The sequence below is a fragment of the Alloalcanivorax marinus genome (genome assembly GCF_016906305.1).
GTDB classification, from domain to species: domain Bacteria; phylum Pseudomonadota; class Gammaproteobacteria; order Pseudomonadales; family Alcanivoracaceae; genus Alloalcanivorax; species Alloalcanivorax marinus.
Window position 1 is genome coordinate 217,991 of record NZ_JADDOL010000004.1, and the last position, 20,605, is coordinate 238,595.

Consider the following 20,605-nt stretch of genomic DNA (forward strand, 5'->3'; position numbering starts at 1 on the left):
TTTGGTAAACTTCGTTCCCCGATTTTTGATGCCTTGCTACCGAGAGGTTCGGCCCATGTCTTACCACCGCGCCCCCTGGCCGGCCACGCGCATGCGCCGCATGCGCAAGGACGACTTCTCCCGCCGCCTGATGCGGGAAAACACCCTTACCGTGGACGATCTGATCTATCCGGTGTTCGTGCTCGACGGCGAGCAGCGCACCGAGGCGGTGCCGTCCATGCCCGGGGTGGAGCGCAAGAGCATCGATCTGCTGGTGGAAGAAGCGCGCGAACTGGCCGACCTGGGCGTGCCCGCCATGGCGCTGTTTCCGGTGACCCCGGCGGAGGTGAAAAGCCTGGACGCCGCCGAGGCCTGGAACCCGGAGGGCCTGGCCCAGCGCGCCACCCGCGCGATCAAGGCGGCGGTGCCGCACATGGGCGTGATCACCGACGTGGCCCTGGACCCGTTCACCACCCATGGCCAGGACGGCATCCTCGACGACGACGGCTACGTGCTGAACGAGGCCACCGTCACCGCCCTGGTCAAGCAGGCCCTGTCCCACGCCGACGCCGGCGCCGACATGGTGGCGCCCTCGGACATGATGGACGGTCGCATCGGCGCCATCCGCCAGGCCCTGGAAGAGCAGGGCCACACCCTGACCCGCATCATGGCCTACTCCGCCAAGTACGCCTCCGCCTACTACGGCCCGTTCCGCGACGCGGTGGGCTCCGCCGCCAACCTGGGCAAGGCGGACAAGACCACCTATCAGATGGACCCGGCCAACTCCGACGAGGCCCTGCACGAAATCGGCCTGGACCTGGCGGAAGGCGCCGACGTGGTGATGGTGAAACCGGGCATGCCCTACCTGGACGTGGTGCGCCGGGTGAAGGACGAATTCCGGGTGCCGGTGTACGCCTACCAGGTGAGCGGCGAGTACGCCATGCACATGGCCGCCTTCCAGAACGGCTGGCTGGACCAGGACAAGGTGATGATGGAATCCCTGCTGGCGTTCAAGCGCGCCGGCGCCGACGGCATCCTGACCTACTTCGCCAAGGCCGCCGCCGTCAAGCTGGCCGGGCGCGGCTGAACAGTCGCGGATACGAGAAAGGCCGGCTTTCGCCGGCCTTTTTTGTTTTCAGAAGCGGTAACCGACTTCGCCGATCACCATACGGCGCTCTCCGTAGCCGCAGTCGTAGCCGGGCCCTCGGCACCAGGAGACGAATTCCTTGTCCGCCAGGTTCTTGCCGGTGAGGGTGAAATCCCAGGGGCCGGTGGAATAACCGAGCATGGCGTCGTACAGAGTCACCGACGGCACTTCCGGGCCGGCGCCATTGCCGTAGTCGGAGCCCACGGTGTCGCCCTGGTAGCGCACGCCGGCGCCAACACGCAGGCCATTCTCCCACTGGTACTTGCTCCAGGCTGACGCCACTTCCTCCGCCACATAGGGCAGGCGCTCGCCGGTGGAATCCTCCTTGGCGTCCAGGCGGGTGTAATTGGCCAGCAGGGACAGGTTTTGCCATTGCTTGATCACGGAGATTTCCCAGCCATCCACGGTGGCGCCCACCTGCTCCAGGCTGTTCGGCGAGTTGCCGTCGATCACCCGGTTGTTTTCCTCGATATCGAACCAGGCTGCCTCTACCGACAGGTCCTTGTTCGGCGACAGATATTTGACGCCCACTTCCCGCTGTTCACCGGTGCTGGCGTCCAGACTCTGGCCATTTCCGTCGGTGCCCAGGTTCGGCACGAACGACTCGGAATAACTCACATAGGGTGAAATGCCGGAATCAAACCGGTACATCAGGCCCAGCCGCGCGGTGGTCTCGGTATCCGTGGACTCGGTGTCGGCGCCGTTCACCGCCAGCACCTTGTTGGTGCTGTCGTCGTAGCGCAGCGCGCCGGACACCACCACCCGGTCGATCTCCATATGATCGATCACGTAGACACCGGTCTGTTTGATCTCGTTGTCGTTGGCGTCCTGCGGATCCAGCACCGCGTAGTTGACGTTGCCGTACTGCGGGTCATACACGTTCAGGTCGGTGCCGGCGCCGGTGAAGCTGTTGTCCTCGGTCCACAGCGCGTCCTGACGGTCGACCCCGAACACCACGTTATGACGGGTGGGCCCCAACAGAACGTCACCTTCCAGGCGAACATCAAAGTTGGTGATCTCGGTGCCCTTGTCGCTCATGTAAATGGTGCGCGCGATGGTGCCGTCCGCCAGCGGGTAGGTCGGCGAGATGGTGGCCCAGTGCTCGCGGGTCTCGGTTTCGGTTTCCGTGTAGCGACCGGTGAAGCCCAGCGACCATTCGCTGTTGAGGCGGTGATCCACGAACAGCGTCACCTCGTCCTTGCGACGGTCGTAACGGTCCCAGCCCGGTTCGCCGACGAAGGTTTCCGAGCCGATGTCACCCAACGGGCCCGGATCGATAGTGCCCCGGGACGGCAGGAACTGGGCGGACACCGCGCCGTCGTTCTGCTGGCTGTTGAACAGCAGGCTCACCGTGGTGTCGTCGGTGGGCAGCCAGGTGATGGACGGCGCGAAGACGTAACCATTGTCGTCCACGTAGTCCACCTGGGTACCGCTGTCCCGCTTCAAGGCCACCAGCCGATACAGCAGCTTGCCGTCCTCGGACAGGGGGCCGGTGATGTCGGCGGCGACCTGCTTGCGGTCGTAGGAACCTACCTGGGCGTTGAGATAGCCTTCTTTGACCGGCTTCGGCAGTTTGGAAACGCCGTTGATGATGCCGCCCAGGTCCGCCTGGCCGTACAACACCGAGGACGGGCCCTTCAGAACTTCGATTTTGGAAAGCCCGAAGGTGTTCGGGCGCACGCTGTTGTAGGAGCCGTAGGAGGCGCGCAGGCCGTCGATGTACAAGGTCGGATTGAGGCCACGGATCTTGGCGGAATCGCCGCGGGTGTCGAAGCCAAAACTGCCCGAGTAAACGCCGGAGCTGTATTGCAGCGCGTCCTGGATGTTTTTGACGCCGGTGTCCTGGAAGAACTCTTGATCGATGACGGTGATCGCGAAGGGCTGACGCTCGGCGGCCACCTTCAACTTGCCGGCGTCGGCGGGTTCGTCGGCGGTGATATAGGTTTCCTTGGGGGCTTCTTCTTCCACTTCCACCGGTGCCACGGTGCCGCTGGGAGACTGGGCCAGCGCGGTCGGTGCCCACAGGGCGCCACCCAGGGTCAAAAAGGCGCCCACGACGAAACCACGGCCGCCGCCGATTGGCAACAATTGCATAGAACTACTCCGGACTTAAAGCAAACAAGAATGGTTCGCATTATACGTATCATTCGTAAGCATGGAAGCCCTCCCCGGCGGCCTTTCAGTGCGGTACTCTGACTCAGGCACCGCCCTGTCATGCCTCTGTCACAGTAATGTCATGGAATGGAGGCTCTTTCGCGTCCGGGCCGGGATCACGCCATGAATCACATCGCCAACCACCATCACGCCATCGACTTGGACAATCACGACTACTACATCAACCGGGAACTGAGCCTGCTGCAGTTCAACCTGCGGGTGCTGGAACAGGCCATGGACGAGCGCCATCCGCTGATGGAGCGGCTCAATTTCCTGCTGATTTTCTCGTCCAACATGGACGAGTTCTTCGAGATCCGCGTGGCCGGGCTGAAGAATCGGCTGGAAACCGGCACCGGGCAGCCCGGGCCGGACGGCATGCTGGCCCAGGAAATCCTCGACGAGATCGCCCGCGTCACCCATGAGGCGGTGCAACGCCAGTACCACATTCTGCAGGACATTCTGCTGCCGGCCCTGGCCGAGGAAGGGGTGCACTTTCTGCGTCGGGAGCATTGGACCCGGCGCCAGGCGGAGTGGGTGAAAAAGTACTTCCGCGAGCAGGTCTATCCGGTGCTGACGCCGATCGCCCTGGACCCGGCCCACCCGTTCCCCCGGCTGGTGAACAAGAGCCTCAACTTTATCGTGCCGCTGGACGGCAAGGACGCCTTCGGGCGCTCCACGGGCCTGGCCATCGTGCCGGCGCCGCGTTCCCTGCCGCGCCTGATCCGGCTGCCGGAGCACATCTGCGAGAACGGCAACGACAACTTCATCTTTTTGTCGTCGATGATCCACGCCCATGTCAGCGATCTGTTCCCGGGCATGAGCGCCACCGGCTGCTACCAGTTCCGGGTCACCCGCAACGCCGACCTGGAAGTGGACGAGGACGCCGAGGATCTGGCCAGCGCCCTCAAGGGCGAGCTGCTGTCACGGCGCTACGGCGACGAGGTGCGACTGGAAGTGGCGGACAACTGCCCGCGGCATCTGGTGGACTATCTGCTGGAGCAATTCGAGCTCACCGCCCAGGACGCCTATGAAGTGAACGGGCCGGTGAACCTGGCGCGCATGTTCACCAGCGTCAACCGGCCACGCCTGCACTATGCGCCGTTCACCCCGCGGGTGCCGGCGGCGCTGAAGAAGCACGAGAGCGTGTTCGACGCCATCGACCAGGGCGACATCCTGCTGCACCACCCCTTCGAAAGTTTCAGCCCGGTGGTCAATCTGCTCGCCGAGGCGGCCCGGGACCCCAAGGTGCTGGCCATCAAGCAGACGCTCTACCGCACCGGCACCAACTCCGAGATTCTCGACCATCTGGAAACCGCCGCCCGCAATGGCAAGGAAGTGACCGCGGTGGTGGAGCTGCGCGCGCGCTTCGACGAGGAGTCGAACATCGAAGGCGCCCGCCGCTTGCAGGAAGCCGGCGCCATGGTGGTGTACGGCGTGGTGGGCTACAAAACCCACGCCAAGATGCTGCTGGTGGTGCGCCGCGACGGTGACGGCATCAAACGCTACGCGCACCTGGGCACCGGCAACTACCACACCAAGACCACGCGCATTTACACCGACTACGGTTTGATGACGGCGGAAAAGGGACTGTGCCAGGACGTGCACAAGATCTTTCAGGAGCTCACCGGCATGGGCAAGGCGGCGCGCCTCAAGCACCTGAAGCATTCGCCGTTCACCCTGCATCCGAGCCTGATCAGCTGGATCGACTTCGAGACCGAACAGGCCCGGGCCGGCAAGCCGGCGCGCATCATCGCCAAGTTCAACTCGCTCACCGAGGGCCGCATCATGCAGGCCCTGTACCGGGCCAGTCAGGCGGGGGTGGAGATCGATCTGATCGTGCGCGGTATCTGCTGTCTGCGGCCGGGCATCGAGGGCCTCTCGGAGAACATCCGCGTGCGCTCCATCATTGGTCGATTCCTGGAACACACGCGCATCTACCATTTCCATCACGCCGGCGAGGATCTGCTGTACTGCTCCAGTGCCGACTGGATGGACCGCAATCTGTTCAACCGGGTGGAAACCTGCTTTCCGGTGAACGACCCGCTACTGAAGATGCGGATTCTTCGCGAAGGGCTGGACTATTATCTGCGCGACAACGGCCAGGCCTGGACGTTGAACCCGGACGGTACCTATACCCGGGTGCAACCCGAAGAAGGCGAAGCGCCGTTCCTGGCCCAGCAGGCCCTGCTGGAGGAACTGACCGGCGGCTGATCCGCCCACCCACGCCCCGAATCGCGGTCGAACGACCGCGCCTACAGGACGGTGAGGGTGTAATCCGCGGCCTGGAAATACTCCTGCTCCTGCTCCAGGTCCGCCAGGGTCAGGGGATGCTCCGCCAGCCAGCCTTCCGGGAACGAGAGCGTCAGGGCCTGCCCGTCCACCGCCAGGCCAAGGGCGGGCACCGGCCCGTCATTGCGGGCATGGTGCAGCCGGCAGGCCAGCCGCAGAATCAGACACAGCCGCAGCCAGCGCGATTGTTCGTCCTCGGGACACTCGTTCAGCGCCGACAGGGGCAGCTTGCGGCGATGGCCGCGCACCAGCAACGCCACCCCCTGCTGTTCCTGCCGGGAGAAGCCGGGCAGGTCGGAATTCGACACCAGATAGGCGCCGTGCTTGTGGAACTGGCTGTGCGACACCGCCAGCCCCACCTCATGAAGCAGCGCCCCCCAGCGCAGGGTGTCCAGGGCCGCGTCGTCCTCCAACCGCCAGACCGGCGCCGCCTGTTCATAGAGACCCCGGGCGGTGGCCCACACCCGTTCCGCCTGGGCGCGCTCCACATGGTGGCGGTTCATCAGCGCCTGGATGCTGCGCTCGCGCACGTCCTCATGGCTGAAACGGCCGAGCAGGTCATAGAGCAGCCCTTCGCGGAGGGCGCCGTTGGAAAACTGCATCCGCTCCAGGCCCAACTGCTCGAAGATGCCCAGCAGGATCGCCAGACCGGAGGCGAAGATCGGCTTGCGGTCGTCGCGCAGGCCCTTCAGATCCAGGGCGTCCACGCTGCCGGCCTTGATCGCCTTGCGGCGCGCCTTGTCGAGCCCTTCCAGGGACACGCCCTCGCTGCTCCAGCCGTTCTCCTCGCACACCTGGGCGATGGCCTTGACGGTGCCGGACGCCCCCACCGCCTGGGCCCAGCCCAGCCGCCGGTAGTTGGCGTCGATGGAAAGCACTTCCTGGCGGGCGGCGGTGACCGCCTTGCGAAACGCCGCCTCGGTGATGCGCCCCTCCGGGAAGAATCGCTGCCCGTAACTGACGCAGCCCATGTGCAGCGACTCGGTCTCCACCGCCTCGAACCGCTCACCGATGATCAGCTCCGTGGAACCGCCGCCGATGTCCACCACCAGCCGGGCGCCGGCGTCGTCGGCCAGGCTGTGGGCCACGCCCAGATAGATCAGGCGAGCCTCCTCGCGGCCAGCCACCACCTCGATGTCGTGCCCCAGCACGGCCTCGGCCCGGGCGATAAACTGCCTGGCGTTACGGGCCATGCGCAGTGTGTTAGTACCCACTACACGCACGTTGCCCCGGGGAATGCCGGTGATCCGCTGGCCGAAGCGCGCCAGGCAGTCCAGGGCACGCTCCTGGGCCGCCTCGTCCAGGCGATTGTCGCGGTCCAGGCCGGCGCCCAGCTGCACCTTCTCGGACAGGCTTTCCAGCACGCGCACCTCCCCCTGCGCCTGCCGGGCCACCACCATATGAAAGCTGTTCGACCCCAGATCGATGGCGGCCAGATGTTCAGGTTGTCGCAAAACCGTCCTCCTCGGCGGTCCCCGGCCCGGCGCCCCTGATAGGCGGCCCCTGTCGGCCCCATTGCCCGGCGCGCTTGAAATCCGCGCTCCAGACCCTGATATTAATCACCCTCTACGACGCCTCGGCAACGAGGCGTCGCCCTGACATCCCGCGAGCCTAGCAGGAGAATTCAATGAGCGGCGAGATTATCAACGTGACCGATGCGGATTTCGAGGAGAAAGTCCTGAAAGCCGACGGTCCGGTTCTGGTGGACTATTGGGCGCCCTGGTGCGGCCCCTGCAAGATGGTAGCGCCGATTCTGGAGGATCTCTCCGGTGAATACGCGGACAAGCTGACCATCGCCAAGCTGAACATCGACGACAACCCGGAAACGCCGAGAAAATACGGCGTGCGTGGCATCCCCACTCTGACCGTGTTCAAGAACGGCGATGTGGAAGCCACCAAGGTGGGCGCGTTGTCCAAGTCCCAGCTCACCGCCTTCCTGGACAGCACGCTCTGAACCTAGCCTGCTTCCGGCGGTGGCTGCCCGGCCCGCGAAGACCGTGAACCCGGTCATCCGCGCGGGCTGGACAGCCCTCCGACCCGGTGGTACATTCCCGAATCAGCGTATTCGCCCCCTCTGGCAGGGATTCCTGATCCGTCCGTTTTATCCGCCTTGTTTTCCATCGGGTTTGCAAAGCCCGCATTGTTGAGGCACTGTTCGGTCAGGGGTAATCATCGCAGCCGGCACCCGGGAAATCCGGTCCCCGCCGCGCGCTGATTCGCAAGGGTCACATCTTTAATCGTTCCCGCTCATTGCGTCAGGCCATATCCAAACCGGCTCTTTCATGCCGCCTCCGTGGCCGGCCGATCCGGGCGATTTCAGCCAAAATAAGGGCACGGCGCCACACAGAGCACCCGCCCCCGAAAACCGGACCATCGAGACACCTCCCCATGGTGTATTCCGTCAATTCATCTCTGGACACCCTGTAAAACTCCAATGAATCTTACCGAACTGAAACAGAAGCCGATCGGCGAACTGCTGGATATTGCCAAGGAACTCGGCCTGGAGAACCTGGCGCGAACCCGCAAACAGGACGTCATCTTCTCCATCCTCAAAAAGGCGGCCAAGAACGGCTCCGACATCTACGGTGACGGGGTTCTGGAGATCCTGCAGGACGGGTTCGGCTTCCTCCGCTCCGCGGAAGGCTCTTACCTGGCCGGTCCCGACGACATCTACGTCTCGCCCAGCCAGATCCGGCGCTTCAACCTGCGCACCGGCGACACCATTTCCGGCAAGATCCGGCCTCCCAAGGATGGCGAACGCTACTTCGCCATGCTCAAGGTCAACGAGATCAACACCGACAAACCGGAAAACGCCAAGAACAAGATTCTGTTTGAAAACCTGACGCCCCTGTTCCCCACCGAGCGTCTGGTGATGGAGATCGGCAACGGCTCCACCGAGGACATCACCGCCCGGGTGATCGACCTGGTGGCGCCGATCGGCAAGGGCCAGCGCGGCCTGATCGTCGCCCCGCCGAAAGCCGGCAAGACCATGCTCCTCCAGAACATCGCCCACTCCATCGCCCGCAACAACCCCGAAGCCCACATGATCGTGCTGCTGATCGACGAACGTCCCGAAGAGGTGACGGAGATGTCGCGCACGGTCCGCGGTGAAGTGGTGGCCTCCACCTTCGACGAACCGCCGGCCCGCCACGTGCAGGTGGCCGAAATGGTGATCGAGAAAGCCAAGCGGCTGGTCGAACACAAGCAGGACGTGATCATCCTGCTCGACTCCATCACCCGTCTGGCACGCGCCTACAACACCGTGCAGCCCAGCTCCGGCAAGGTGCTCACCGGTGGTGTCGACGCCCACGCCCTGGAAAAACCCAAGCGCTTCTTCGGCGCCGCCCGGAACATCGAGGAAGGCGGCAGCCTGACCATCCTCGCCACCGCCCTGGTGGAAACCGGCTCCAAGATGGACGAAGTGATCTACGAGGAGTTCAAGGGCACCGGCAACATGGAACTGCACCTGGACCGCAAGGTCGCCGAGAAGCGCGTATTCCCGGCCATGAACATCAAACGCTCCGGCACCCGCCGCGAAGAGCGCCTGGTCAGCGAAGACGAGCTGCAGAAGATGTGGATCCTGCGCAAGGTCCTCCACCCCATGGACGAAATCGGCGCGGTGGAATTCCTCATCGACCGCATGAAGCAGACCAAGACCAACGCCGAATTCTTCGACTCCATGAAGCGCAAGTAACGCCGGCGGTCTTTCCACAAGACCGCACAACGCAAAACGCCCCGGTCATCGCCGGGGCGTTTTGCGTTTAAGAACGCACCACAACTGTAGGAGCGACTTCAGTCGCGATAAAGGACTTCGCCAATCGAGCGCGGCGCTGGAGAAACGCAACCCCCCCTTAGTCGATGAACTTAGCCATGGCACGACCCTGTGCCCCTTCTCCGGCCTCAAGCCCGGCCTTAACCCCAACCCGGTTTCTTTCCGGTTGGTTCTGACTCGCCTTCAACTTACCCATCAGCGTTTCAATCCTGATCTCTACACCAACAATAGCCTGGGCCAAACCTTCGACGAAATCCGCCGGCGCGTCGTCAACGGCCCAAGGGCTGGCCATGCCCGATTCATGCTTGTCGGTGAGTCGCTGGAGATGAAGTTTCAGCCAATCCGAATCCTCAATAATCCGAGCGCTACCTTCCACGTGGACGGCAAGGTAGTTCCATGTCGGAACAACCCGGCCCGTTTCTGCCTTGGTGGCGTACCAGGAGGGCGAAACATAGGCATCAGGCCCCTGAAAAATCGCAAGCACCCGAGCCCCATCATGCAGACGCCGCCAAAGCGGATTGTTGCGCGCCAAATGACACTGGAGCTGCCCAAGCGTGCCCTCTTGCTCAGTACTGAGATAAAAGGGGACATGATTCGCTTCGATGCCATCGTCATCCGCGACCACCAGCAATCCGAAACCGTAATCACGGATATGCTGCTGCAGCTTGCCTACGTCGTCTTCTTTGAAGTGGCTCGGGACGTACATTCTGTGAAGCTCCCAGGACAGAGGGGAAAACCCGCCAACTCCACACTCACCGAAAAACCGGGAGCGAAGCGAGTAAATTTTGCGTATGCTCAGCTTTTTATAGGCTATCCATGTATTGGTTAAGCTTTTGAATAAGCTGCAATGTATGTTCCTTATGCTCACTCTTAATTATCCGGTTATCATCCAGCAACCCATCTACCGCTTCGGTTTCTTTCCTTGCTCTTTTTGTCCGTATATCATCTGCGCAAATGTGTACAAAATGGTAACCAGGATACTTGCTTTTTAACTTCGGTATTTCTTCCGCCTTATCGCCATCGAGTATGGCTGCCACTTTTTTAAACCCGAGATCCTTAAGAAAGAAACACACATGTTCAATATTTGATGCACCACCAGCACCCCAGCCAAAGAAAGATCCCGTTATAGCCGTTTCTAACTGGCTTGCAACGTCAGGAAAAAGCAGAACATCTTCCTGGCCCTCCACAACCACAACACCGTCCTCTTGGAAGAATAACTCTCTAGCATCAAGACCAAACGTATGAGGATTATAAAGGTTGCCCTTCGAGAGTTTCTTAAGAACGTTCCTAGCCTGACGTGAAAGCTGAAATATTTCAGTCCCTTTACCGGTATTCACAACCCTAACCAGATTTGAGCCATTGATAATTGAAGGAACATCTACAAAATAAGGTGAATGTGTAGAAATAATTATTTGTCTATCTTTGGAGAAATCTTTAAGCAAATCAAAAACGCGCCTTTGAAGTGCCGGGTGCAAGGATAGCTCTGGCTCATCTATAACAATCACATCGCCCGGCTTGGAATCGTATAGAGAATCAACTATACCAAATATGCTGACAACCCCTTCTCCCATTCCGTCACTAGTATGCGAAAATTCGCCATTGTGAAACTTCAGGAAATATTGACCTTGATCGGACTGATCAATAGACCACTCAGGTTTAAAGGTTAACACTCTATGAAGTATTTTATTGAAAGCTTCCTGTTTCTCAACAATACCGAATAGTCGATACGAGAAGCTATCCATCGTCGAACTTCTTTGTGCGGACAGCTGGATATTATCAAGGTATTGCTCTCTTGACTGGACTGGCCCTCCCGCTTTAATAAAGAATGGATTAAAGGCTCTGCGAGAAGGCAGAACAAAAATATGAAAATTTCCATTAATTTTATTTTTCTTTGTTTCGCTACCACCTTTTCTCAAAGAAACAACAGACTCTTCTTCGCCATCAACAAAATATTTAATCTCAACAAAATCTACTGAAGCATTTCTTGCCCCAACGGCAAAACTTGGAGACTGGCGACCGCCCCTGACCTTTAGGCACTCAATAATAGATGATTTTCCTGAATTGTTTGCTCCGGTAATAATTGTTAGCCCACTTCCAGGCTTTTTATTTGGAATAGACAAGTCCAAAGCTTGCCTCTTATTGAAACCTCTAAATCCACATATTTCTATTTTTTCAAGTGGCACATTACCCCCTTATAACTCGTGCGGCAGTGGCTAGTCAGGATCGTCAATTGCCTGCAATTGTTAGCTATTTTTGAATTTTAGCTAAGCTTTTTTAAATATAGCGCGGCCAGACTTCCATCGCTGTATCAGTTTTGGGTTTTCCATTATCTTCCAGAGACTTCTGATAAGTTCATATTTATGTGGGTCGTCTCTAGTTTTCGAAAGCACTTCTACCGCGACCGCATCCTGCGTAGATTGAGCATCGTTGACCTCCTGGAACATAGGTATGCCTCCACTCTCAAACCCAGTTAACTCCGGATTTTCATCTGAATTTCGGCATGCATCAACGGAAGCTGAATGGTAGCCAGCACAAGATAATGGGCGCACTGGATAAACGCTACATTCACCTCCAACCAGCAACGGACAAGTAATATTAGTAGCGAAATGTTCACTAACAGTCATGTGACGAATTTTTTCGCACTGCCGCCTTACCCTTATTTTGCATTCCTCCAATTCACTTTTGGTAAGACTATTCACTAAATAAAAATAGATAGCGATTATCTCGAATGAAAATGCCACCACGCGAAGATTGCAGCAATAAGAACACCCGGCCCTACAATCTATAGCTGGGATTTGATGAATAATTTTCTCAACCGGCCTGATAAATTTCGGACCAATCGAGGTTGCTGATGGTGCTGCGCCTTTCGCCATTCTCAGCTGACGGTAGAGACGGTTGCAGCGACGGTTAAACTCCTCAGGGCTTACAGAATTCATTTGACTTTCCTATGGGGCAGCTAACATCAGCCATAAGCGAGCCCTGAAAAGGGCACCCGATCGACGGCCCTTGGCCCGAAACGGACTTAATGGCCTTGTTAAATGGGCTCATGCACATACCCAAGTGCCGTCGGGATTTTGCTTAGCTCCACCGTATGCGCCACCGCATACCCGTGTGCCGTTGGGGTTCTGCTTAGCTCCACCATATGCACCTCCGCAAACCCAGGTGCCATCAGAATTCTGCTTCGCTCCACCGTAGCCTCTATACTCTCGTTTCTCCGTCATGGTCGATCCTTTCTTTTCATTTACCAGGTATTAAAAATCCGTCTCGAATATCCAATGAACACACCAGCGCCCTATCCCGCCTTACTTTTTTTGATATAAAACCGAATAAATCAGATATTTCATAAAGTTACAAACCTTTCACAGCGGCGCCCCGCGTCCCATGAGCCCTTGGTTTGCCGGCATCAACCTACCGTCCATGTGGGCAGCGGCAGGGGCGATCGGGCAGGCCTCTGTTTCTGTCGCGGTCTTCGGCGGGGCTTATCGCGACTGAAGCGGAGTGCCGCCCAGTCGGTCCTACTACCGGCCTGGAGAGGGCGGCGGTGTCGGCATGGCATCGTGCCCGGCGGGTGGGCTGTTATACTGCCTCGCACCTTGTAGCCGGCGAGACCGTGTTCCATGAAATACCGCGATTTGCGCGACTTTATTCAGCAGCTGGAGAAGCAGGGCGAGCTGAAACGCATCACCACGGAAGTGGATCCGCACCTGGAAATCACCGAGATTTGCGACCGCACGCTGAAGGCGGGCGGGCCCGCGTTGTTGTTCGAGAATCCGAAGGGCTCGTCGATTCCGGTGCTGGGCAATCTGTTCGGCACCGAGCGGCGGGTGGCGCTGGGGATGGGTCGGGATTCGGTGGCGGAGTTGCGCGAGCTGGGCGAGTTGCTGGCGTTTCTGAAGGAGCCGGAGCCGCCCAAGGGCTTCCGGGATGCCTGGGAGAAGCTGCCGGTGTTCCGCAAGGTGCTGAGCATGAGCCCCAAGGTGAGCGGGTCCGGGCCCTGCCAGGAGCAGGTGATCGAGGGCGACGATGTGGATCTGACCCGTTTGCCGATCCAGACCTGCTGGCCCGGGGATGCCGGGCCGTTGGTGACCTGGCCGCTGGTGATTACCCGGGGGCCGCATAAGGAGCGCCAGAACCTGGGCATTTACCGCCAGCAATTGATCGGGCGTAACAAGCTGATCATGCGCTGGCTGAGTCATCGCGGTGGTGCGCTGGATTTTCAGGAGTGGCAACAGCAGCACCCGGGTGAGCCCTTCCCGGTGGCGGTGGCGCTGGGGGCCGATCCGGCCACCATTCTGGGCGCGGTGACGCCGGTGCCGGACACGCTCAGCGAGTACGCTTTCGCCGGCCTGCTGCGGGGCAGCAAGACCGAGCTGGTGAAGTGCCTGGGTTCGGATCTGCAGGTGCCGGCCAGCGCCGAGTTCGTGCTGGAAGGCCACATCCATCCCGGCGAGATGGCCGACGAGGGGCCGTTCGGCGACCACACCGGTTACTACAACGAGGTGGAGCGTTTTCCGGTGTTCACCGTGGAGCGCATTACCCACCGTCGCGACCCGATTTACCACAGCACCTATACCGGCCGGCCGCCGGATGAGCCGGCGGTGCTGGGTGTGGCAATGAACGAAATCTTCGTGCCGATTCTGAAGAAGCAGTTTCCGGAGATCGTGGATTTCTATCTGCCGCCGGAGGGCTGCTCCTACCGGATGGCGGTGGTGACCATGAAGAAGCAGTACCCGGGCCACGCCAAGCGCGTGATGATGGGGGTGTGGTCGTTCCTGCGGCAGTTCATGTACACCAAGTTCGTGATCGTCTGCGACGACGATGTCAACGGCCGCGACTGGAAGGACGTGATGTGGGCGATCACCACCCGCATGGACCCGGCCCGGGACACGGTGCTGGTGGAGAACACGCCCATCGACTACCTGGACTTCGCCTCGCCGGTGGCCGGTCTGGGTTCGAAAATGGGGCTGGACGCCACCGCGAAATGGCCCGGTGAAACCAGTCGTGAGTGGGGCCGTCCGATTACCATGGACGACGACACCAAACGCCGGGTGGATGCTCTTTGGGATCAGCTCGGCATCGACTGATGGGTCGCGGCTGACGTCGCGGAGACCCGCGCCGACCAGGAGCCGCCATGAGCTGGAAGCCTTCCGATATCCCCGACCAGAGCGGCCGGGTGGCCGTGATCACCGGCGCCAACAGCGGCATCGGGCTGCGCGCCGCCCACCATCTGGCCGCCCGTGGGGCGCGGGTGATCATGGCCTGCCGCAACCTGGAAAAAGCGGAGGCCGCCCGCCGCGGCCTGCCCGGCCAGACGGAAATCGTGCACCTGGACCTGGCCAGCCAGGCCAGCGTGCGCGCCGCCGCCGAGGAGATCGCCGGGCGCTGCGAGCACATCGACCTGCTGATCAACAACGCCGGCATCATGTGGCTGCAGGAAGGCCGCACCGAGGACGGCTTCGAACGCCAGTTCGGCATCAACCATCTGGGCCATTTCGCTTTCACCGGCCATCTGTTGCCGCGCCTGCGCGACGTGCCGGGATCGCGCATCGTCACCGTGAGCAGCATTGCCCACCGGGGCGGTCGCATTCACTTCGACAACATTCATCTGGACGGCGAGTACGGCCGCCAGAAAGCCTACGCCCAGGCCAAGCTGGCCAATCTGATGTTCGCCATCGAGCTGGAGCGGCGGCTGCGCGACGCCGGCGCCGAGACCCGGTCCCTGGCCTGCCACCCGGGCGTGGCCAGCACCAACCTGGCGGGCCCCGGCATCGCCGAGGAGAGCCCGCTGGGCATCGGCCGGCTGGCCCGCTGGGCCTGGCCGCTGTTTACCCAGAGCGCCGAAAAAGGCAGCTGGCCCACCCTCTACGCGGCCACCAGCCCGGACGCCCGGGGCGGCCACTATTACGGCCCGGCCCGTCTGATGGAAGCGTTCGGCCCGCCCACCGAGGCGCGCCCCCGGCGCTATGCGCTGGACGGCGCCCGGGGCGCCCGGCTGTGGGAACTGTCCGAAACCCTGACCGGGGTGCGCTTTCCCTGAGCCCTGGCTTGAACGGCGGGGCGGGGCCATCATATTGATCCTGTCCCCCTTGCCGGAGCTCGCCCATGACCGATGACACCCTGACCCTGGGCTGCGCCCATTGCGGCGCGGTCAACCGGATTCCCGCCGCCCGCCTGGATGACCGGCCCCGCTGCGGCAAGTGCAAGCAGCCGCTGTTCAGCGGCGCGCCGCTGACGCTCACCGCCGCCAATTTCCAGGCCGTGGTGGAACGCTCCCAGGTGCCGGTGGTGGTGGATCTCTGGGCGTCCTGGTGCGGCCCCTGCAAGATGATGACGCCCATCTTCGAGCGCACCGCCGCGCGGCTCGAACCGCGCTTGCGCTTCGCCAAGCTGGACACCGAGGCGGAGCCGGCCCTGGCCGGCCGCTTTGGCATCCGCAGCATCCCCACCCTGATGGTGTTCCGCGAGGGGCGTGAAGTGGCCCGCCAGGCCGGCGTGATGCAGGGGCCGCAACTGGAACAATGGCTGGCGCCACACCGGGTCTGAGCCACGGGGTTGCGCTCCCCGGTAAATTTAGTACGATGGTTCCAATTATAACGATTCCAATAAAAAAGAATCAGGAACCCTCATGTCGTTCTCCCTTTCCCTGGACCGCCGCGGTTTTCTCAAGGCGCTGACGGCCACCGCCGGGGCCGGTGCCCTCGCCGGCCTGAGTGGCGCCGCCCGGGCCGCCGACGCCGCCACGCCCTGGCAAAACTGGTCCGGCAACCAAAGCGCCCGCCCCCGTAACCTGGCCTATCCCGCCGACGAAGACGGCCTGATTGAGCTGATCGGCCAGAGTAAAGGCACGGTGCGGGCCTTCGGTGGCAGCCATTCGTTCAGCGGCGTGGTGCCCACCGACGACACCCTGATCTCCCTGGAAGCCCTCAGCGGCCTGCACGCCAACGACGACGGTGCCCTGCGCTTCGGCGCCGGCACCCGCATCGCCCAGGCCGGCGCCCGGGCCTGGGACGAGGGGCGCAGCCTGACCAACGAGCCGGACATCAACCTGCAGTCCCTGGCCGGCGCCATCGCCACCGGCACCCACGGCACCGGCCTGGGGTTGCCGTGTCTCTCCGGCCAGGTGGAAGCGCTGACGCTGATCGATATGGCCGGGCGCCGCCATGCCCTTACCGCCGCCGACGGCGATCTGTTCCACGCGGCGCGCTGCTCGGTGGGCGCCCTGGGCCTGATCACCGACGTGACCCTGCGCACCGAGCCCGCCTACCGGCTGGAAGAACACACCTGGACCCTGCCCCTGGACGAGGCCATGGCGTTCGTGGAAAGCGAAAAGGACAACTTCCGTAATATCGAATTTTTCGCCTTCCCTCTGGGCGGCACCGCCATCGTCAAAACCATGTCGCTCACCGATCGGCAGGACGACAATCTGGCCCAGGACGACAGCAACGACCTGCTGGAACTGGTCTGCGAGCTGGCCATGCGCGCCGGCTGGCTGACGCCGTCCCTGCAGAAACTGGTCACCCTGTTCGTGGAAGAGAACCGGCGTTGGGGCCCGGCCCACCGGATCTACGCCAACCGCCGCACGGTGCGTTTCAACGAGATGGAATACACGGTGCCGGCGGAACGCGGCATCGAGTGCCTGCGCAAGGTCTGCGACACCCTGCGTCAACAGGACCTGAACGTGTTCTTTCCCATCGAGTTCCGTTACGTGGCCGCCGACGACAGCCTGCTGTCCATGTTCAGCGGCCGCCCCGGCGCCAGCCTGTCGGTGCACCAGTATTACAAGCAGGATCACCGGCCGGTGTTCGCCGCCGTGGAACCGGTGCTGCGCGCCTGCGAGGGCCGGCCCCACTGGGGCAAGCTGCATTCCCTGGGCGCCCGGGAGCTGCGCGGCCTGTACCCGCGCTTCGACGACTTCCAGGCCATACGCCGCGAACTGGACCCCCAGGGGCGTTTGCTCAATGCGCACCTCAAGAAGGTGTTCGTGGACGGAGCACCGGCATGAAACGACGCACTTTTCTGATCGGTCTTGGCGGCGGCCTGGCGATGGCCTGGTGGCTCAAACCCGGCGACCGGGGCGCGCCCCACGCGCCCTATTTCCAGACGCTCAACGATCTGTTCCGGGCCCAGGGGCCCGGCCGCCCGGTGCTGCTGATCGACCGCCAGCGGCTGGCCGCCAATTGTCGGCGTCTCACCGCCTTATTACCGCCCGGCCGCGATTACCGCATCGTCGCCAAGTCCCTGCCCAGCGTGCCGCTGATCCGCGAGGTGATGGCCCTCACCGGCACCCGCCGGGTGATGGTGTTTCATCAGCCCTTTATCACCGCCCTGGCGGCGGCGGAGCCGGGCTGCGATCTTCTGCTCGGCAAGCCCATGCCCGTCAACGCGGCGGCGCGCTTCTATGAGGAGCTGCCGGCCGACGCCGGGTTCGACCCGGACCAGCAGTTGCAGTGGCTAATCGACAGCGAAGCGCGGCTGCGGGAATATCTGACTTTGGCGCGTCGCCTGCGGCGTCGTCTGCTGGTGAACATTGAACTGGACGTGGGGCTGCATCGCGGCGGCCTGGCCGAACCGGCTCAACTGGACGCGCTGCTGACACTGATCGAAGCGCACCCGGACCGGCTCGGCTTCAGCGGCTTCATGGGCTACGACGCCCATGTGGGCAAGCTGCCCGCCGTGGTGGAAAGCCGCGAGAACTCCTTGCGCAAGAGCCAGGCGGTGTACCAGGGCTTTATCGACCGCCTTTACCGATTGCAGCCGAAATACCGGGAGCAACGTCTGACCTTCAACGGCGCCGGCAGCCCCACCGTGGCCCTGCACGGCGACGAGACCCCGCTCAACGAACTGGCCGCCGGCTCGGCGCTGGTCAAACCCACGGACTTCGATCTGGACACCCTGGCGGACTTCGAGCCCGCCGCCTTTATCGCGGCGCCGGTGCTCAAGGCGATGGACGGCCTGCACCTGCCCGGTCCCCTGCCGCTGGGCGACGCCTGGGCCCTGTGGGATCCAAACCGGGCGCGCACCTATTTTATTTACGGCGGTTACTGGAAAGCCGAGCCGGTGTCGCCGGCGGGCATCGCGGCCAACAGCCTGTACGGCGTGAGCACCAACCAGATGATGTACAACGGCGCGGACAGCACCGCCCTGGAAGTGAACGACCAGATTTTCTTTCGCCCCACGCAAAGCGAATTCGTACTGCTGCAGTTCGGCGACCTGGCCGCCGTCTCCGACGGCACTCTCCAGGACTGGTGGCCGCCGCTCCCACAAGGCGGGGGAGCCTGAAGCCTTCGTTTTAACTTTTAACTTTTAACTTTTAACTCGCCATTTGATCCTCCTTTACAAAACGAGCGCCGATTCCAATGCGATACTTCCTACTCGTATCGAGCGAACAAGGAGGATTGCCATGAAAAAGCTGATCATCGCCACCGCCCTCGCGGGCGCCTTCTCCCTGGCCCATGCCGGTGACGCCATCAAAGCCGACAGCGCCGCCATCAAGCAGGGCATCGAGGAAGGCCAGATGGTCCACGTGACCGGCGAAGTCACCCAGGTTCTCGAAGACGAGCACTACATGCTCAAGGACAGCGCCGGCACCATCGAGATCGAACTGGACAACGATCTCAGCGGTGATCGCCAGCTGCCGGTCGGCACCCGGCTGGACGTGGTCGGTGAAGTGGACCACGACGATGGCCGCACCCTGGTGGAAGTGGAGAAAGTGAACTCCATGCAGGGCGCGGACATGGACGGCGATAGCTGATCCATAGCCCAGAATGGCCGGGGCGCCCGCCCCGGCCCGTTCCTTTTTCCTCACTGCGTTACTTTTTCAAGCCTTCCCTCAAGTCCCCCCTCAAACCCGGCCATTACGACAACGCTTTCCACCATCAGGACCATTACCGCCCGCGTGTCTGGGCGGCACTCCAGTCCACGTGACGGGTGAGCACCATCACCGTCGCCAGGGTCACGAACAGCAGCGACGACCCCATCAGCAGCGCAAAGTCCTCGGCGTTCAGGATCGCGTAAATCAACGCCAACACCAGTGCCTGGGCGCCGGCGAACCCCCACCCCGCCCTGGCCGAGCGCAACACCGCGCCGAGATAAACGCCGATCACTCCGACACAGGCCACCCCGCCGAGGCCATAGGCCCAGGCGAAATCCAGATGCTCGCCCAGCGCCACGAGCAGCAGATAGAACATGGCCAGCGCCAGCCCCACCAGCAGGTATTGCATCGGATGCACCGGCAGCCGCCGCATCACCTCGAACAGAAAGAACGCGGCGAAGGTGAGGCCAACGATCAGATAGCTGTATTTCAACGCCCGCTCGCTGGACAGCAAACCGGTGACCGGCTGCACCAGCTCCACCCGCAGCGCCTTCTGACTGTCCGGGCACAGAGCATTGTCACCGGCGCAGCTGATGGCGCCGGCCGCCGCCAGACTGTTGGTGTACCAGCGCCCCATGAAACCTTCGTCGCCCACTTCCCGCTCCGCCGGCAACAACAAACCGGTGAAGCCAGGGTGCGGCCAGTCACCGCGCACCATCATGCGGGTTTCCTTGGCCAGGGGCAGCGCCGCCAGCGAACGGCTGCCATTGAGATTGAGTTCCACGGACACGGTGAAGGGGCCGGTCAGATCGTCCGGCAACCGGGCCACCAGCACATTGCCACCCAGGGAATCCGGGATCTCGTCGGGCTCCAGCAGCGTCAGGGTGCGGTCGCCGATACGCAGGCGCGGCCGCTCGGCGAGGCCGCGCAGATCCCCCACCCGCAACATCAGCCAGGCATCGCGCTCATCACGGAAAGCCGGTTCCCGGGGCTCGCCCCAGCCCGCCGGAAAAGCGGCCTCCACGTTGAGCTGGCTGCGGTAAACCGGCGTGCCATAGATACCCCGATACAGCGTTCGGGTCCGCAGCCGCCCGTCGATGGCCAACGTCTCCGGAACCCGGGCCACCCGTTCGTGACGGGCTTCCACCCGTGACCGGGGCTCGCCGGTTTCCTTGTCGGTGTACATCACCTCGTAGGGGCGCACCTGGGGCACCAGAATCACCGGCCCGGACAGGGTCTGTTCGCCGCCGTACTGGTCGCTGATTTGCGCGCTCACCAACATCGCCCGTTGCTGGCGTTCGTTGATCTTCGCCTGGATCATCAGCAGCGGCACCACCAACACCAGCATCAGGCCGGCGATGATCAGGATTTTTTTCAATGGACTCTGGGCCATGGTCGTCTCCCTGGATTCGGAGCGGCCAGCTTGCCCGGTGAAGATGGGGGAATTGTGGGG

General features: G+C 62.0%; 16 protein-coding genes. 10 read left to right on the forward strand and 6 right to left on the reverse strand.

Features of this window, described 5'->3' with window-relative positions; all coding sequences use genetic code 11:
* The first annotated feature begins 55 nt into the window (after positions 1-55).
* Entirely contained in the window at positions 56-1,066 is a 1,011-nt protein-coding gene (gene hemB, locus IM760_RS05380; protein ID WP_204427511.1) for a porphobilinogen synthase, read from the forward strand.
* A gap of 48 nt (positions 1,067-1,114) precedes the next feature.
* Here hemB and IM760_RS05385 read toward each other — a convergent pair whose 3' ends face one another.
* On the reverse strand, positions 1,115-3,220 hold the full coding sequence (locus IM760_RS05385) for a TonB-dependent siderophore receptor (protein ID WP_204427512.1): 2,106 nt from the start codon (positions 3,218-3,220) through the stop codon (positions 1,115-1,117).
* 183 nt (positions 3,221-3,403) lie between these two features.
* Between IM760_RS05385 and ppk1 the strand changes: the two genes are divergently transcribed.
* Positions 3,404-5,491 (forward strand): polyphosphate kinase 1, encoded by a 2,088-nt coding sequence (gene ppk1, locus IM760_RS05390; RefSeq protein WP_204427513.1) that lies wholly within the window; start codon positions 3,404-3,406, stop codon positions 5,489-5,491.
* Between the two features lie 41 nt (positions 5,492-5,532).
* Here the strand turns inward: ppk1 and ppx are convergent, their stop codons facing one another.
* On the reverse strand, positions 5,533-7,023 hold the full coding sequence (ppx, locus tag IM760_RS05395) for an exopolyphosphatase (protein WP_204427514.1): 1,491 nt from the start codon (positions 7,021-7,023) through the stop codon (positions 5,533-5,535).
* A gap of 173 nt (positions 7,024-7,196) precedes the next feature.
* Between ppx and trxA the strand changes: the two genes are divergently transcribed.
* Together trxA and rho are read left to right on the forward strand one after the other, a co-directional pair.
* Entirely contained in the window at positions 7,197-7,523 is a 327-nt protein-coding gene (gene trxA, locus IM760_RS05400) for a thioredoxin TrxA (protein WP_138773320.1), read from the forward strand.
* Between the two features lie 480 nt (positions 7,524-8,003).
* Entirely contained in the window at positions 8,004-9,263 is a 1,260-nt protein-coding gene (gene rho, locus IM760_RS05405; RefSeq protein ID WP_204427515.1) for a transcription termination factor Rho, read from the forward strand.
* Positions 9,264-9,420: 157 nt separating this feature from the next.
* On the opposite strand, the gene IM760_RS05410 is transcribed toward rho, so the two are convergent.
* The 3 genes from IM760_RS05410 to IM760_RS05420 form a co-directional block, all read right to left on the reverse strand.
* The gene (locus IM760_RS05410; RefSeq protein ID WP_204427516.1) at positions 9,421-10,047 is read right to left on the reverse strand and encodes an FMN-binding negative transcriptional regulator; all 627 of its coding nucleotides are present in this window, start codon (positions 10,045-10,047) and stop codon (positions 9,421-9,423) included.
* Positions 10,048-10,144: 97 nt separating this feature from the next.
* On the reverse strand, positions 10,145-11,524 hold the full coding sequence (locus IM760_RS05415; RefSeq protein ID WP_204427517.1) for an AAA family ATPase: 1,380 nt from the start codon (positions 11,522-11,524) through the stop codon (positions 10,145-10,147).
* Between the two features lie 81 nt (positions 11,525-11,605).
* On the reverse strand, positions 11,606-12,277 hold the full coding sequence (locus tag IM760_RS05420) for a YkgJ family cysteine cluster protein (RefSeq protein WP_204427518.1): 672 nt from the start codon (positions 12,275-12,277) through the stop codon (positions 11,606-11,608).
* Between the two features lie 681 nt (positions 12,278-12,958).
* On the opposite strand from IM760_RS05420, the gene ubiD reads away from it, so the two are divergent.
* From ubiD to IM760_RS05450, 6 genes are all read left to right on the forward strand, one after another.
* Complete coding sequence (gene ubiD, locus IM760_RS05425; protein WP_204427519.1) at positions 12,959-14,425, forward strand: 4-hydroxy-3-polyprenylbenzoate decarboxylase; 1,467 nt, start codon at positions 12,959-12,961, stop codon at positions 14,423-14,425.
* Between the two features lie 47 nt (positions 14,426-14,472).
* On the forward strand, positions 14,473-15,378 hold the full coding sequence (locus IM760_RS05430; RefSeq protein WP_204427520.1) for an oxidoreductase: 906 nt from the start codon (positions 14,473-14,475) through the stop codon (positions 15,376-15,378).
* A gap of 65 nt (positions 15,379-15,443) precedes the next feature.
* Complete coding sequence (gene trxC, locus IM760_RS05435; protein ID WP_204427521.1) at positions 15,444-15,884, forward strand: thioredoxin TrxC; 441 nt, start codon at positions 15,444-15,446, stop codon at positions 15,882-15,884.
* An 82-nt stretch (positions 15,885-15,966) separates the two neighbouring features.
* A complete protein-coding gene (locus IM760_RS05440) occupies positions 15,967-17,343 on the forward strand; it encodes a D-arabinono-1,4-lactone oxidase (RefSeq protein WP_204427522.1) in 1,377 nt (458 codons plus the stop codon).
* Positions 17,340-18,620 (forward strand): alanine racemase, encoded by a 1,281-nt coding sequence (locus IM760_RS05445; RefSeq protein WP_204427523.1) that lies wholly within the window; start codon positions 17,340-17,342, stop codon positions 18,618-18,620. The genes IM760_RS05440 and IM760_RS05445 overlap by 4 nt, the downstream gene beginning before the upstream one ends.
* Before the next feature lie 121 nt (positions 18,621-18,741).
* Entirely contained in the window at positions 18,742-19,092 is a 351-nt protein-coding gene (locus IM760_RS05450) for a NirD/YgiW/YdeI family stress tolerance protein (RefSeq protein ID WP_204427524.1), read from the forward strand.
* Positions 19,093-19,225: 133 nt separating this feature from the next.
* Here the strand turns inward: IM760_RS05450 and creD are convergent, their stop codons facing one another.
* Positions 19,226-20,545: a cell envelope integrity protein CreD gene (creD, locus tag IM760_RS05455; protein WP_204427525.1), complete on the reverse strand. Its 1,320-nt coding sequence runs from the start codon at positions 20,543-20,545 to the stop codon at positions 19,226-19,228.
* Positions 20,546-20,605 lie beyond the last annotated feature (60 nt).

What these genes read in the sequence shown, in the direction of transcription:
- creD (WP_204427525.1), bottom strand. Translation starts at nt 20,545, where the DNA reads ATGGCCCAGAGTCCATTGAAAAAAATCCTGATCATCGCCGGCCTGATG.
- hemB (WP_204427511.1), top strand. Translation starts at nt 56, where the DNA reads ATGTCTTACCACCGCGCCCCCTGGCCGGCCACGCGCATGCGCCGCATG.
- trxA (WP_138773320.1), top strand. Translation starts at nt 7,197, where the DNA reads ATGAGCGGCGAGATTATCAACGTGACCGATGCGGATTTCGAGGAGAAA.
- ppk1 (WP_204427513.1), top strand. Translation starts at nt 3,404, where the DNA reads ATGAATCACATCGCCAACCACCATCACGCCATCGACTTGGACAATCAC.
- IM760_RS05440 (WP_204427522.1), top strand. Translation starts at nt 15,967, where the DNA reads ATGTCGTTCTCCCTTTCCCTGGACCGCCGCGGTTTTCTCAAGGCGCTG.
- IM760_RS05430 (WP_204427520.1), top strand. Translation starts at nt 14,473, where the DNA reads ATGAGCTGGAAGCCTTCCGATATCCCCGACCAGAGCGGCCGGGTGGCC.
- ubiD (WP_204427519.1), top strand. Translation starts at nt 12,959, where the DNA reads ATGAAATACCGCGATTTGCGCGACTTTATTCAGCAGCTGGAGAAGCAG.
- IM760_RS05445 (WP_204427523.1), top strand. Translation starts at nt 17,340, where the DNA reads ATGAAACGACGCACTTTTCTGATCGGTCTTGGCGGCGGCCTGGCGATG.
- IM760_RS05385 (WP_204427512.1), bottom strand. Translation starts at nt 3,220, where the DNA reads ATGCAATTGTTGCCAATCGGCGGCGGCCGTGGTTTCGTCGTGGGCGCC.
- IM760_RS05450 (WP_204427524.1), top strand. Translation starts at nt 18,742, where the DNA reads ATGAAAAAGCTGATCATCGCCACCGCCCTCGCGGGCGCCTTCTCCCTG.
- IM760_RS05410 (WP_204427516.1), bottom strand. Translation starts at nt 10,047, where the DNA reads ATGTACGTCCCGAGCCACTTCAAAGAAGACGACGTAGGCAAGCTGCAG.
- trxC (WP_204427521.1), top strand. Translation starts at nt 15,444, where the DNA reads ATGACCGATGACACCCTGACCCTGGGCTGCGCCCATTGCGGCGCGGTC.
- IM760_RS05420 (WP_204427518.1), bottom strand. Translation starts at nt 12,277, where the DNA reads ATGAATTCTGTAAGCCCTGAGGAGTTTAACCGTCGCTGCAACCGTCTC.
- rho (WP_204427515.1), top strand. Translation starts at nt 8,004, where the DNA reads ATGAATCTTACCGAACTGAAACAGAAGCCGATCGGCGAACTGCTGGAT.